At 48.9% G+C, this 14,065-nt stretch carries 15 protein-coding genes and 1 riboswitch; of the genes, 8 read left to right on the top strand and 7 right to left on the bottom strand.

Features of this window, described 5'->3' with window-relative positions; translation table 11 throughout:
• The first annotated feature begins 305 nt into the window (after positions 1 to 305).
• On the top strand, positions 306 to 1,007 hold the full coding sequence (locus AB1K83_RS10475) for a winged helix-turn-helix domain-containing protein (protein WP_413058147.1): 702 nt from the start codon (positions 306 to 308) through the stop codon (positions 1,005 to 1,007).
• Positions 1,004 to 2,410, top strand: a complete 1,407-nt coding sequence (locus AB1K83_RS10470) for a sensor histidine kinase (protein WP_413058146.1) — start codon at positions 1,004 to 1,006, stop codon at positions 2,408 to 2,410. Before AB1K83_RS10475 ends, AB1K83_RS10470 begins: the two co-directional genes overlap by 4 nt.
• A gap of 50 nt (positions 2,411 to 2,460) precedes the next feature.
• Here AB1K83_RS10470 and AB1K83_RS10465 read toward each other — a convergent pair whose 3' ends face one another.
• Entirely contained in the window at positions 2,461 to 2,931 is a 471-nt protein-coding gene (locus AB1K83_RS10465; protein WP_413058145.1) for a hypothetical protein, read from the bottom strand.
• A gap of 57 nt (positions 2,932 to 2,988) precedes the next feature.
• Positions 2,989 to 3,576: a TetR/AcrR family transcriptional regulator gene (locus AB1K83_RS10460; RefSeq protein WP_413058144.1), complete on the bottom strand. Its 588-nt coding sequence runs from the start codon at positions 3,574 to 3,576 to the stop codon at positions 2,989 to 2,991.
• 116 nt (positions 3,577 to 3,692) lie between these two features.
• On the opposite strand from AB1K83_RS10460, the gene AB1K83_RS10455 reads away from it, so the two are divergent.
• On the top strand, positions 3,693 to 4,250 hold the full coding sequence (locus AB1K83_RS10455) for a hypothetical protein (RefSeq protein ID WP_413058143.1): 558 nt from the start codon (positions 3,693 to 3,695) through the stop codon (positions 4,248 to 4,250).
• Between the two features lie 277 nt (positions 4,251 to 4,527).
• Here the strand turns inward: AB1K83_RS10455 and wrbA are convergent, their stop codons facing one another.
• The 3 genes from wrbA to AB1K83_RS10440 all read right to left on the bottom strand — a co-directional run bounded on the left by wrbA (position 4,528) and on the right by AB1K83_RS10440 (position 7,072).
• Positions 4,528 to 5,139, bottom strand: a complete 612-nt coding sequence (gene wrbA, locus AB1K83_RS10450; RefSeq protein WP_413058142.1) for an NAD(P)H:quinone oxidoreductase — start codon at positions 5,137 to 5,139, stop codon at positions 4,528 to 4,530.
• 47 nt (positions 5,140 to 5,186) lie between these two features.
• Positions 5,187 to 5,801, bottom strand: coding sequence for an alpha/beta hydrolase (locus AB1K83_RS10445; protein WP_413058141.1), 615 nt, complete (start codon positions 5,799 to 5,801; stop codon positions 5,187 to 5,189).
• 74 nt (positions 5,802 to 5,875) lie between these two features.
• On the bottom strand, positions 5,876 to 7,072 hold the full coding sequence (locus AB1K83_RS10440) for a DUF3238 domain-containing protein (protein WP_413058140.1): 1,197 nt from the start codon (positions 7,070 to 7,072) through the stop codon (positions 5,876 to 5,878).
• Between the two features lie 135 nt (positions 7,073 to 7,207).
• Positions 7,208 to 7,315, top strand: a riboswitch (TPP riboswitch).
• Between the two features lie 80 nt (positions 7,316 to 7,395).
• On the opposite strand from AB1K83_RS10440, the gene thiM reads away from it, so the two are divergent.
• Genes thiM through thiW form a run of 4 tightly spaced genes read left to right on the top strand, consistent with a single transcriptional unit; the run spans position 7,396 to position 10,181 of the window.
• Entirely contained in the window at positions 7,396 to 8,199 is an 804-nt protein-coding gene (gene thiM / locus AB1K83_RS10435; RefSeq protein ID WP_413058139.1) for a hydroxyethylthiazole kinase, read from the top strand.
• Positions 8,196 to 9,029 (top strand): bifunctional hydroxymethylpyrimidine kinase/phosphomethylpyrimidine kinase, encoded by an 834-nt coding sequence (gene thiD, locus AB1K83_RS10430; RefSeq protein ID WP_413058138.1) that lies wholly within the window; start codon positions 8,196 to 8,198, stop codon positions 9,027 to 9,029. Before thiM ends, thiD begins: the two co-directional genes overlap by 4 nt.
• Complete coding sequence (gene thiE / locus AB1K83_RS10425) at positions 9,019 to 9,687, top strand: thiamine phosphate synthase (RefSeq protein ID WP_413058137.1); 669 nt, start codon at positions 9,019 to 9,021, stop codon at positions 9,685 to 9,687. The genes thiD and thiE overlap by 11 nt, the downstream gene beginning before the upstream one ends.
• Positions 9,684 to 10,181 (top strand): energy coupling factor transporter S component ThiW, encoded by a 498-nt coding sequence (thiW, locus tag AB1K83_RS10420; protein ID WP_413058136.1) that lies wholly within the window; start codon positions 9,684 to 9,686, stop codon positions 10,179 to 10,181. Before thiE ends, thiW begins: the two co-directional genes overlap by 4 nt.
• A gap of 166 nt (positions 10,182 to 10,347) precedes the next feature.
• On the opposite strand, the gene AB1K83_RS10415 is transcribed toward thiW, so the two are convergent.
• Positions 10,348 to 11,103 carry a response regulator transcription factor gene (locus AB1K83_RS10415; RefSeq protein WP_413058135.1) on the bottom strand — a complete coding sequence of 252 codons (756 nt, stop codon included), beginning with the start codon at positions 11,101 to 11,103 and terminating at the stop codon, positions 10,348 to 10,350.
• Positions 11,104 to 11,208: 105 nt separating this feature from the next.
• Here AB1K83_RS10415 and AB1K83_RS10410 point away from each other — a divergent pair, with 105 nt between their 5' ends.
• Positions 11,209 to 12,663 carry an amidase gene (locus AB1K83_RS10410; RefSeq protein WP_413058134.1) on the top strand — a complete coding sequence of 485 codons (1,455 nt, stop codon included), beginning with the start codon at positions 11,209 to 11,211 and terminating at the stop codon, positions 12,661 to 12,663.
• Positions 12,664 to 12,714: 51 nt separating this feature from the next.
• Here AB1K83_RS10410 and AB1K83_RS10405 read toward each other — a convergent pair whose 3' ends face one another.
• Entirely contained in the window at positions 12,715 to 13,221 is a 507-nt protein-coding gene (locus AB1K83_RS10405; protein ID WP_413058133.1) for a hypothetical protein, read from the bottom strand.
• Positions 13,222 to 14,065: the final 844 nt, after the last annotated feature.

Below are 14,065 nucleotides of genomic sequence, written 5' to 3'. Positions count from 1 at the left end.
TTTTTATCGGGACTTGAAAAGGTTTGACATCTTAGTCGGAATTCCTGAGGCAACGGGCGGAGTCCGACCGGTGTTGGGCGGAATTCTCGGCGACTTTGTCGAAATCAGGAACCTTCGTCGCAATTCTCGAAGCGTTGGGCGGAATCCTAAAACAATTGGGAGGAATCCTGCAGAAGTTGGTAGCAATTCGAAACTGCTTGAGCGGAATCTACTCTTGGGCCCTTCTCCTCAGCTTTGTGACTCCCAACAGTTGATTAATTTCCCCAATCGTTTTACCTTGAAAGAAAGGATAAGGGGGGCGGCCTATGAAAATTTTAGTAATTGAAGACAATGAGAGCGTATCCTCGATGATCGAGCTCTTCTTTTCCAAAGAGGGTATCGAAGGCGAGTTCGTCAAAGACGGACGGGAAGGCTATCGTCGAGCATGCGACAAACGTTGGGATTGTTTGATCATTGATTGGATGCTCCCCGGCATGGACGGTGTCACGATTTGCCGGAAATTGCGGCAAGCCCGTGTCGATATTCCGATTATTATGCTGACCGCCAAAGATAGCGAGTCCGACCAAGTGCTCGGCCTGGAAATGGGCGCGGATGATTACGTGACAAAACCGTTCAGCCCGCTTGCCCTTATGGCCCGCATTCGAGCTGTGACCCGGCGCTATGCTCAGCCGCCCTCTCCCCCCGAGGAAGAAGGAGTTCTTCAGACCGTTCATTTTAAAATGAACACCAACACCCGGGAAGTTTTGCTTGATGGCCGATTAATTCCCAACCTGACACCGAAAGAATTCGACTTGCTTCATTTTTTCCTCCAACATCCGAAACAAGTATTTTCCCGGGAGCAGCTTCTCGATCGTGTCTGGGGCTATGATTTTTACGGGGACGATCGCACCGTCGACGTTCATATCAAACGGCTGCGCACAAAAATTTCAACAGAGGAACGCCCTTTCTTCCATACCGTCTGGGGGGTCGGCTACCGGTTTGACGAAACGAGCGGTGACGCGACATGAATGTGAGAGTTCTTTACCAGCAGCTCGCCAGCCATATTAGCGTCATCTTGATTGCGTTCCTACTATTAAGTCTGCTGTTTTCCCATTATATCGAGCAATTTGTCTATGACAATAAAACCGAGGAACTTACCCAGTACGGCAAGGAAATCTTACGGGATATCCAAAGGGATCGATTAAATTCCAACAGGATTCTCCAATCCTATGGCCATGTGCTGAACGGGCGGGATATCCAATACAGTCTGTTTGATGAGGATTCGGCAATTATTTATTCCACCGGCTTGAAGACCCCTTTGGTGGAATTAAATGAAAAGGAATGGGAACTCATTACGAATGGCCACTCTGTCATCGTGAATCAGGATTATAAACGGTTCGATGTGGGCGTCACCTTTGTGCTTCTTCCTTATATCCATAATCATCAATTTGTCGGGGGCATTCTCCTCACCTCCCCAATTAAAGGGTCACGGGAAATCATTTCTCAGATGAACCATTATTTGATTTATACGACGTTGATCGCCTTGGCGGTTGCCCTTATCGTCAGTTGGATTTTGTCAACGTTCCATGTGAAACGTGTCGAACGATTGCGGCAAGGAGCGTCTCGCGTCGCCCAAGGGGATTATTCTGTTCGGGTTCCTTCATCAAACTTTGACGAAATCGGGGAATTATCGGGGGATTTTAATCGTATGGTGGAGAAGTTGGAGGTCTCTCAAGCTGAAATCGAAAATCTTGAAAACCGGCGTCGCCAATTTATGGCGGATGTTTCCCATGAGCTGAGGACCCCACTTACGACGATTCGCGGCATCATCGAAGGACTTCGCAATGACATGATCTCCGAATCGGAAAAAGAGAAGGGCTTGCATCTCGCCAGCAACGAAACGATGCGACTTATCCGGTTGGTGAATGAAAACCTCGACTACGAAAAGATCCGGGCCAATCAAGTGAAACTCGATAAGCAACGCTTCCAGCTAGTTGAATTATTCGAGATTACGAAAGAACAGCTGAAAGGGCAGGCGCAGGCTAGGAGCAATCAAATTAAAATCGATGTCGATCCCACAGTCCATGTCCTGGCCGATTACGACAGGCTACTGCAAGTGTTGATCAACATCACAAAAAACAGTATCCAGTTTACGGAGAATGGGTTAATTCAATTACGGGGGTTCGACAGCGAAGGCAGTACAGTGATTGAAATAGAAGATACCGGAATCGGCATGGACCCGGAAGAGATTGAAAGAATTTGGAGCCGCTTCTACAAAGCGATTGTTTCCCGGACTACGAATCCTTACGGGGAATTCGGTCTCGGGCTTTCCATCGTCAAACAACTGGTCACGCTCCATGAGGGGACGATTGAAGTCGCCAGCGCGAAAGGGCGAGGGACTACTTTCACCATTGAAATACCGAAAGCATAAAGAGGAAAAGGCTGTCTCAAAGTCGCATTCCTGACTTTCGAGACAGCCTTTCATTCTGCTTGAATCAAGTAAACAATCCCTTCTTTCTTGATAACGTCAAACTGCACATGATCTTCCGCATGGAGGACAGTCGCATCACCTGAACTACCACTGCTCCCAAATGAGATGCCAAACCGATTGTTTTCAGGGTAACCATATACATAACAAACGACTTTTCCATCTTTCATAAAGACGACTTGGTTCATCCCTTCACTTACTGTCTCCTGTACCCGCATCCATTTGTAGCCGATGGTATCATAGACCACCTCTTTGGACACATACGGGTCAAATGAATAGACGGTATCCCATTCGAACGGGGTAAAGGTCGTTAAATCGATCCGCTTGTCCACCAAATGCTCCGTTGTCAATTTCGTTTGAAGCCGCTTCATATTCACTTCCCACGGCCCCTCTTTCATCAGGACCAAGATGACGACAGCCACTAGAGCAAAGAACAGCAAACCTGCAAGTCCCTTCTGGTTCATCTTCGATCTGCCCCCTTCTTATCAGAAAGACGCTGCGAAATGACTAAAAGTTCTCTTTCAGTTTTGACAGATGGAATCGATATGGTAACGGATAGTGGCAATCACGTGCTCACTTGTCAAGCGCTCCGGTTCAAAGAAAGCATGAATGGCAATTCCATCAATGAGGGAATAGAGCCTTTCAATCTCCAACTCAAAATCGAGTCCTTCCTTTAGCACGCCACTGGCCGCCAAATGACCCAATAATTTCCTGACCCCTTCCAAAATCATATCTTCCGGAATAGCCAATGTATCTTTTCGATGTTGGATATGCGCCATGAACGAAAACCACACTTCCATTTCGGCACGTGTCTCGGCAGTCACCGGGACGATTTCCAACAGAACCGCAATCACCATCTCTTTCGGCGGCAAATTCTTTGTCACGACCGTTTCAATCCGCGCAGTCGCCCGCTCTTGCACGAGAGTCATCGCATAGACTAGCAAATCATCCTGGTTCGAAAAATAATGACGAAGCGCTCCGAGCGAGAGCCCCGCCTCTTCCGCAATATTCCGCACCGTTGCCCCTTCCATCCCTTTATCCAAAATGACCCGCCACATCGCCTTAGCGATCTGCTCACGTCTTTTCTCGTGATCGACAATTTTCGGCATACTTCTATTTTAACAAATTAATATTCCTATGCAATTAATAATACACTTGTATTAAATAAAAACCCACAGTATAATAACTTTAAACAATACGGATGTATTAAAAAGAGGTGTGCTAAATGAGTCTTATTGCGTGGACGATCGTGGCATGTGAAATCGGCTTCTGGGTCGTCATCCTGCTCGGCCTGCTGATACGATATGTTTTTAATCGAAAAAAGATTGGCCTATTCTTTTTGGCTCTAACACCTGTGATTGACCTAATTCTGTTGGCTATCACGGCAATGGACTTATCCAATGGGGCAGCCGCCACTCAAATCCATGCACTGGCCGCTATTTATCTTGGTGTCTCAATTGCTTTCGGAAAAAGTATGATTCGCTGGGCCGACGAACGTTTCCTCTATTACGTAAAGAAACAGGGCAATAAACCGAAACGAAAAACCGGATGGGAACATGCCCGCCACTCCTTGAAAGGATCCTTCCAGCATCTTGCTGCCTTCTTGATTGGCGCTGCCCTTCTATTGCTGATGATTTTCCTCATCGGGAACCCTTACAAAACGAGCGCACTTTCCGGAACGCTGAAAACATGGCTATTCGTCTTGGGCGTCGATTTCGCGATTTCCATTTCCTACTTCATCTGGCCACGAGCGGAGAAAGTGCGGAAAGGCTTGAGTGAATGAAATGGGGAAATGCCCGTGGGGAATCGGGACGATGCGAGGGCATTATAAGCGGTTTTCTGAAATTATGGGCGTAGGGGATGAGTTATGAGCGATTCCTTGAAGATATGAGCACGTGAGAAGAAATATGGGAAGTTCTCCGAAGTTATGGGCGCGCCAGAAGAATTATGAGCAGTCCTCCAAAGTTATAAGCGCGCAGAAGGAAGTATGAGCGGTTCCCCGAGATTATGAGCGCGCCGAAAGGTTTACGCCAAAAAAACCGGCCACAGGCCGGTTTTTCTCATGCTTCCAGATGTTTCAAGGCTTCTGCCACTTTTACTGTGCGTTTCGCTTGGTGCTTGACAGCAGCTTCCACGTCTTCAATCATTTTGCCGTCTTGGCTCACCGTGACGCTCGTGCCGTATGGATTGCCGCCTGCACCGAATGTAACGGCATCCGTGTATCCCGGCGCCGCGACGATCGCTCCCCAATGGTACATGGTCGTGTACAAAGAAAGGATGGTCGCTTCTTGGCCGCCATGTGGGTTTTGCGCGGACGACATAGCGCTCACGGCTTTATTGGCAAGCTTTCCTTGCGCCCAACTACCGCCTGTCGTATCCAGGAAGTTCTTCATTTGCCCTGGCATATTGCCGAATCGCGTCGGCACGCTAAAAATGATGGCGTCTGCCCATTCCAAGTCCGCCGGCGTCACATCCGGCACGTCTTTCGTCGCATCCACATGCGCCCGCCATGCCTCATTTGAATCGATGGCCGCTTGAGGTGCCGTCTCTGGAGCTTTCAACACCTTAACCTCCGAACCGGCTTCCTTCGCTGCCTCCGCTGCCCACTGGGCGAGCTGGTAATTCGTTCCCGTTGAGCTGTAATATACGATTGCTGTTTTAACCATATCCATCTTCTCCTTTCAGATTTCCAAATTAGCTTGTCTATGGTGTCTTCACTTTATTCACCAGTCATCGTCTTTCCATACCATTCCGCCGCAGCTTCCACTTCCGAACGGGTTAGCGAATGGCCGTTCATTTCCCAATGGATCACTGTTTCTGCGCCCGCCCCATTCAATAAACCCGCCAATTCTTCCGCTTCCTCCGGAGGACACATCGGATCATTTTTCCCTGCGGCAATGAATGCCCGAACCCCGGCCAAATCCGGCAACTCCACCCCACGACGTGGAACCATCGGATGATGGAGTATCGCACCACTCAAACTATCTTGATAATGAAACAATAAACTCGCCGCGATATTGGCCCCATTCGAATACCCGATCGCCACTATATTGGATCGGTCAAATCCGTATTTTTCGGACGCTTCGTCCAGGAACCGGTGCAACTCCCCTGTCCGGAAAATCAAGTCCTCCTCGTCAAACACGCCTTCCGCCAAACGCCGAAAGAAACGGGGCATGCCATTCTCCGACACATTGCCTCGGACACTGAGCACCGACGCTTGCGGATCAACCCATTCAGCTAATGGCAATAAATCCCGTTCCGTCCCGCCTGTGCCGTGCAGCAGAAGCAAGATCGGCCTCGCGGGATTCGTTCCTTCTTTGAAAAGATGAATCATTCCTTCACCTCGTTATTTATCTTTAATTCAAGATAAATATAACAATGCCCATTTTGACTGTCAAAAAGTCTGTTTCACTGCAAGTTCGAAATGCGCCAATATTGCCAGGCGACAATCCGGGACATCCACGCCAACCCTTTGCTTTCTGCCAGATGGATGTCTTCCCACTTCCCGTCACCACGCGCTAAATACACTTCATGATGAGGTGCTTGGTCATGATAGCCCCAAATATCGAATAAGCCATCCCGCCGCATGACCGCTGTCACTTCATAATCGATTTGCGGAGCCGTAGTCAACGGATTGCCGCCCGCATGCTGGAGTAGAAAACCGGATTCCTCTTCACCGTGATCCAACCGTTTCAACGTGATGCCGTCGGGCGATGCAGCCGCCCGTTCCCGATAACGTTTCAAATAGTTATAGGCGACAGACTCCCCCACCTGCTTTGTAAAGGTCAATGGAGAACGGTCCAAGTCATAGGCGAGTCCGACGTCGACCCTTGTGCGGAACCCCTTTCCTTCCGGGTTGAAACCTCTCCCATCTCCTTTGAAATAGTGATTCGGAGAAAGGACATTCGGATTGGTCACCCATTTGTCTGCCAAGAAAGTCGTATACCGAAACTTCCAACGATCCACCTTGTTCCGGGGTTCCTTCTCTTGGATAGGCAGCAGCAATTGACTCGGAGGATCAATTTCCTTCGTTATCCAAAACTGTTCCACTTCGGCTTCCTCTTTTGTAGCAAACGGATTCAAGCTACCAAACACTTGAGATACGATGGATTTACTGACATTCAACTGTTCTTCGGACTGTGCCAATGGACGCTCCGCATGAATGGAGTAGGTGGAAGGTTCATCTAATGAGATATCCCGGTCGATATAACGATTCCTTCTTACCGTTTCTACATAAACTCCGTTGCGTAAAATATGATATTCTTCAATATCTTTTATCTTCTCCCATGACAATGCGATTTGCGTCTTGGCAACGATGGTTGTCATGACGATGGATTGAAGTGGATTCTCCTTATTCTTTTCCTCCGCGAACGCTGACGTTTGAAGGACGATGACATCGACCACTTCCCCGTTTTCCAGCCGTTCGATCGTGTACGTATAGAGTTTTGCATGGGTGAAATCCCCATCACTGAATTCGGCCACCGTCCCTTCGTACAGATGTGTCCCATCTTTATACACACGATACAGTCCGCCGACGTCATTCCATGTGAATGAAATCAGGTCCGCCTCGTGCAAGACTGTCTTAATCTCAAATAGTGGCTGCATAGATGCGAAGCCTCCTTTATCCTCCATGTTTGCTTGTTTTCAAAGAGACTAAACCTGGTCAGGCATCTTATTATGAATTCCCTCCTTGCCATCGCTTGAAACTATGTTATAGTGGGGGTGAAAACAAATTTCATGTATCGCCACTAGGGGAGTCCCGTAGAAGGACTGAGACGCGTATGGATATGCGGACCCTTGGAACCTGATCTGGTTGAAGCCAGCGGAGGGAAGTGGAGTGGTAGTTTTGATTATTCCATTTTTCAACACGCCCGCTTCCTGATCCGATCAGGAAGCGTTTTTTATTTCCAACAAAGGAGTGGATCCTCATGTCAAATTCAACAGAACCTCTTTTACAAAAATTACGGGAGGAGCAGCCTCTCGTTCACTGCATTACGAATATTGTCGTGGCCAACTTCCAGGCGAATGGCTTGCTTGCTTTGGGCGCTTCCCCTGTGATGGCGGACGCGGTCGAAGAGGCGGCAGAAATTGCGTCAATCTCCTCTTGTACCGTCCTTAATATCGGTACGTTGAAGGCGGTGACGGTCGAGGCGATGATCCTTGCAGGCAAGAGTGCCAATGAGCACGGAAAGCCGGTCATCTTGGACCCGGTCGGAGCTGGAGCGACTGCGTTCCGCAAGGATTCCGTACTGCGTATTTTGAAAGAAGTCGATGTCACGCTCATCCGTTGCAATGCCGGAGAAATTGCAGCCATCGCAGGGGCTGATTGGCAATCCAAAGGCGTGGATTCCGGAGAGGGTGAAGCTGACGTTGTGAAATTGGCAAAACAAGTCGCCGCCACTCACCATTGCCTCGTTGCAGTATCCGGGGAGGTCGATATTGTCACGGACGGACAGGACGTCTTGTCCATTACAGGAGGACACCCACTCATGACGCGCGTAACTGGTGTCGGTTGCCTATTAAGCTCGGTCGTAGGTGCTTTCTTAGCAGTGGCTAATGAAAAGCGGTTGGAGGCGGCCGCCACCGCATTGACTTTTTATAAACAAGTCGGGGAACAAGCGGCAGCGACGGCTACCGGCCCGGGGGATTTTGCAGTTTATTTCCTAAATGGCTTATCTTCACTAGAAAATACAATTGAGAATTTCATTCCACAAGGAGGTGTCTCATCATGACAGCAGTAGCGTTAACGATTGCAGGTTCGGATAGCGGAGGCGGTGCCGGCATCCAAGCCGACCTGAAGACATTCCAGGAATTGGATGTATTCGGCACATCCGCACTGACCGCCCTCACGGCGCAGAACACGCTCGGTGTGCATGGCGTCTATCCGATTGAAGTCGGTGGTGTCATTGCTCAGGTGAAAGCGGTCTTGGACGACTTTACCGTCGGTGCGGTGAAAACGGGCATGCTCTTTTCGGCTGACATCATTACAGCAGTCGCACAGGCATTGCAGATGTATGGACCACCTGCATTGGTCATCGACCCCGTCATGATCGCAAAGGGAGGCGCCTCCCTCTTGCAGCAGGAAGCTGTGCTAGCGTTGAAGGAAGAGCTCCTCCCGATTGCCACGGTGATCACGCCGAACATACCGGAAGCGGAAGTGCTGACAGGGATCGCCATCGAAACGGACGCCGACGTATTGAAAGCTGCGGAGAAACTGTTGGAGCTCGGGGCCCATTCGGTCGTCATGAAAGGCGGCCATCGCCACAATGAAGAATTTGCAGAAGACCTGTTCCTCTCCGCGGACGGCGAGCGGTTCACTCTCCGCTCAGAACGGATTAATACGAAAGACACCCACGGAACCGGCTGCACATTTTCAGCTGCCATCACAGCCCGGATGGCAAGCGGAAAGCCAGCTGGGGAAGCTGTGATTGATGCGAAACATTTCATCCAAGCAGCCATCCGCGATGGATTGAAGCTAGGCGCCGGACATGGACCGACCAATCATTGGGCCTACCGCCGCCTAGGAGAAAGTGCAGGAAAGGGTGTTGTTTTTGTCGATTAAAGAGCAGTTGAAGTTGTATTTCATTATGGGATCAAATAATACCGGGGATGCCAAGCCACTCGACGTATTAGAAGCGGCTCTCCGTGGAGGCGTCACCTGTTTTCAATTGCGGGAAAAAGGGGAAGGCGCATTGACTGGGGAAGAAAAGCGGGAATTTGCATTAGCCTGCCAACAGCTTTGTAAGCAATACAACGTCCCGTTCATCGTCAATGATGACGTTGAATTGGCGATGGCTATCGATGCGGACGGCGTCCATGTCGGACAAGACGATGAGGAAGCGGGACGGGTGCGGGAACAGCTCGGCCCCCATAAAATCTTGGGCGTTTCCACCCACACGTTGGATGAGGTGGAAAAAGCGATTGCCGCCGGAGCCGATTACGTCGGCATGGGTCCCGTTTATGCAACGATCTCGAAAGCGGATGCCAAGCCGGTCGCGGGGACGGAATTGATTCGCAAAACGACTTTAATTCACCCCGACTTGCCGATTGTCGGCATCGGCGGTATTACACTGGATAATTTCGCACCGGTCATCCAGGCTGGTGCCAGTGGAGTGTCCTTGATCTCGGCCATTGCGTCGTCTCACAATCCATATGAAACGGCACGGAATTTCGCAACAGCGATAGACGACACCATACAGAGGGAAGGAATTTCATCATGAATACACGCAAGATGGTCATTATAACAATGTTCGTGGCGATTGCCGTAGCGGGTTCGGCGTTCGTTTCATTTCCGGCAGGCATCGCACGGGCCTATCCGATCCAACACGCCGTCAACGTCATCGCGGCGATCATGCTCGGACCGGTTCCCGCCGTCATCATCGCCTTTTTGACGGGGTTGGTCCGAATTTTGACAGGAACCGGTTCCTTATTAGCATTCCCTGGCGGCATGATCGGCGCGTTCCTGGCGGGTGTCATGTATAAGCGATTCGGCAAAGCGTGGCTCGCCGGTGTCGGCGAAATGGTCGGAACGGGCATCATCGCCTCATTGCTCGCCGTCCCATATGCCAAAATTCTGATGGGTACGACCTTCACCGCATTTTTCTTTGTCCCGCCCTTCCTCGTATCGAGCGTAAGCGGCGCCTTGCTTGGCCTCGTACTGGCAGCCCGATTGCAGGGTACCCGGATTTCGGCGAAAATCGGTCAAGTGGAATAGATTAGAACGACAGCGGCACTTAGATGGCCGCTGTTTTTTTATCCGTCACTTTTTGTGGGATATCCGTCATTCTTCACGGAATATTCGTCACTTTGATGTACTTATCCGTCACTTCGAGAAAGATATTCGTCAAGTTTACAAGTCTATTCTCAAATCAGGACTTTACTCACACATTTATACGAGACAAATAATATCCCAATTCAGTCCGATTCTCGACACCCATCTTTTGAAAGACATTTTGCAAATGCTTTTTCACTGTATTCACACTGATAGTTAGCGTCTCTCCAATTTCCTTATTCAATAAACCTTGTCGAACCAATTCCACAATTTCCTGCTCACGCTTAGTTAATCTTGCCTCCAAAATTGGATTGCTCTTCTCCCGACCAATGATTGACGCAGCATGAAAGGCACCTTCAATTGACTTCACAAGAAAATGCAGTCGATTTCGATCTTCTTGGCTAAAAAGAGCTTCCCCTTGCTTCCTCACCAAACCGATCACCCCAACCAAATCCGATTTATCATAAATGTAAATTCCCATTTCATCGATATAACCGAACCGATTAAAAAAATGGAGCGCGAACTCTGTCTTATTAAATTGCTCTAAACACATGACATCCTTTATTTTCAGGATGGGGGCCGTGGGTACTAAAGTCGGTATATTCCTAGGTGCCAATACATCATACGTGTGAAACGTTTCAAAATACTCATACATCGATTGATCTTCAATATTAGTGAAAATCGGATCAATCAGCCGCCCTTCTTCATCCAGTAACCAAAATAAATTGGTATAGCCAAACACTTCAAAAAGACAATCAACCACTTTCTGACGATAAGCTGTCAAGCTGCTCCTATCAGGGTCAAATGCAACCCGGTCCAAACCTTCCATGATCTTGTTGTACTCTTTCTGCGTCAATTGCAACAAGTAATCTTCCTCCCGGTTCAGAATATTATAAATGGTCATATAACTCTTTTGGGTAATAGTATCCGTTTTCCTCTTTTATTACAATGGAACAAAGGAGGAGAGAAGATGAAAAAGTCAGAATACGTGAACTACGATGGAATTGGCCTTGCGGAACTTGTAAAAAACAAGGAAGTCACACCTGAGGAATTGGTTCAAACATCACTGAGTCTCATCGAAGATTTGAATCCTACACTTCATGCAGTCGCCTCGTTAATCGGAGATCAGGCTATGGAAGAAATCAAACAAGGATTGCCGAAAGGTCCGTTCGAAGGAGTACCCTTCCTTATAAAAGAAATTGTCCTTCACGCCAAAGGGGTTCCCGTCAATATGGGGAGTCGCCTAGCGGAAGGTATGACCTTCCCTGTGGATAGTGAATTAATGGTCCGTTTCCGTAAAGCCGGCCTTGTAACCGTGGGGACCACGCCTACGCCGGAATTCGGCTACAATGCGACCACGGAGGCAACTTTCTATGGTGAACCGGCGAAAAATCCATGGGACACAAGCCGCAGTCCGGGCGGATCCAGCGGAGGCTTATCATCCGCGGTTGCTGCCGGAATCACCCCTCTTGCCCACGCCAATGATGGAGGGGGTTCCATCCGGATTCCCGCTTCCTGTACCGGATTAGTCGGATTGAAACCGACAAGAGGGCGTATTCCGTTCGGCCCTTTCAATAGTGAACCATTAAACGGCATTGCTATCGAATTTGCCCTATCCAGGACTGTCCGTGACACGGCCACCTTGCTGGATGCAGTGGCGGGACCGGATGTCGGTTGCTATGGATGGGCGGAACCGCCGAAAACACCATACGCCCAAGCAATGAAAACAGCACCGAAACCATTGAAAATAGCATGGACGGGAAAACCGGCTTCAGGAGTGCCCGTTGACGATGAATGCCTTCGCGCTTTACACGAAACCGTCTCTCTCTTGGAGGATTTGGGCCACACGGTAGTGGAAGCCGCGCCGCAATACGATGCGGAATCATTCAGCCAAGCCACGGTCCGTATCTGGACTGCCAATATCCATCATATGATCAATGGGGTCGCGGCTGCCTTAGATCGTAAACCGAGTGAACAAAACATTGAAGCGGCCATCTGGCAATGTTATAAACATGGGGGAGAGATGCGTGCTTCAGAACTGTTGGAAGCCATTGACACCAATGCAGCCGTCTCCCGCCAGGTTGGACAGTTTTTCACGGACTATGACGTTTTACTCTCACCGACCCTTGCTACGTTGCCAACGCCATTAGGATTGCTTAATTCCAATAATCCGTCGATAGACGCGGTCGAATGGACAGAACAAATCTTCACCTATGCACCATTCACCAACCTGTTCAATGCAACGGGACAACCCTCCATCTCCCTCCCAATCGGATGGAGCCATGAAGGATTGCCGATCGGCATGCAGTTCACTGGCCGATTTGCGGATGAAACCACACTTCTACAGCTAGCAGCACAATTAGAACAAGCCAAACCGTGGAAAGAGAAAAAGCCACCGGTCCATAAGCTGTTGACTATTTCATAATGAAAAGCCCGTTGTCTCATGCAAAGACAACGGGCCTTTCAATTGTGGAGTTTAAAAAGATGCCTGCCACTTCTCTTCCTCTTTCACCCACACCTTCCGATGCATATCAAAGGATGCCGTAGAATCATGGAAATCGAAGTAGACCGGCAATGCCAAGCGATTGCCTTCCGCCTTAATCCAACAATCGACAAACCACTCCGTCACCACTCGCTGTTCAGCTTCCTCCAACTCCGTATCGTGCTGCTCGTAGAATTCATAAAATGCGTCCATCGATTCCGTGGCCATTTTATAATAAACCGCATTACCTAGCAGTTCATGGCTCCCCGCAAAGACACCTGGTTGCTCTCCCTTCATAAACACCTCATTTGCCTTCCGATCCATTGTAAATAACATAATCGACTGCTCGAAAGGCTGAAGGAACACTTGGAAGTCCAGCAGGTCAACTTTCTTGGAATAGGAGAAGCTTACAACTTCCCGGATCCGTTCGGTTAAGGTTTCCGAGTGCTGGAGAAGATGTTTTTTGACTGTTTGAATATACGTAGTGGGGGTTAAAGGCATAGGGCTCGGCTCCTTTTTTTTTTAATTCGGATCCTTTTTATTTGAAGTTCCCTTGGGCATTATGTCTGCAATATCACTCGGATTGAAGCTACTATATACCTTTAATCGCCTTCTCCGATTAACCGGTTACGCCAACTCCTCTTTGGCTACACTATTGCATATAGCAAAAAGGAGGTTTCACAATGTCATCGAATCAGACACAAGTGGCGAAATTGGATGCCAAACAATTGGAAGAACTAGCGGCGCTGGAGCAGAAATTAGGCGTCATCTTGATTGCTTATGACACTTCTTCAGGAAAATAAACAGGTAAAAAGGCGGCTTTCCCACTTCGGAAAGCTGCCTTAAATTATTGGACTGCCGACTGCCAGTTCACCAATTGATCCAATACCGTTTGGTAATCTGTCCATTTGTAATTTGATTCTCGACCATATGTACATGCCCCCTGGATAAAATGTAATGGTTAATGCCTAGAGTCTGCCGGCATTATAAGCGTTTTGGCGAAGTTATGAGCGGAGCCAGGGAGTTATCAGCGTTCAGCACTACATATGAGCGCTTTGCACAAGTTATGAGCTCTCCACTTGATTTATAAGCGTTTCTCACATGTTATAGGCGTTCCGCGAGATTTATGAGTCAAGTCCTTAATCTTGTGTAAATTCCCTTGCAATGTTTTCAAGCTCTTCCTTATGACGCAAATATACTTGGCCATACTGGTTCTACAATTCATTTGCTCGCAACTTTACATGGAGGGGCGGGCATGATAGCCTTGTCGGGCAAAGCCAGCCCCATGAGCTGGGTTTCCTGGTTTGGGACTCATGCCCGCAGAGGCTCCATGTCAAGTTGCTTG

The sequence above is a fragment of the Sporosarcina sp. 179-K 3D1 HS genome (assembly GCF_047228905.1).
In the GTDB taxonomy this organism is placed as follows: Bacteria; Bacillota; Bacilli; order Bacillales_A; family Planococcaceae; genus Sporosarcina.
The sequence above is the reverse complement of the archived record's forward strand: the minus strand, read 5'-3'. Positions and strand labels throughout refer to the sequence as shown.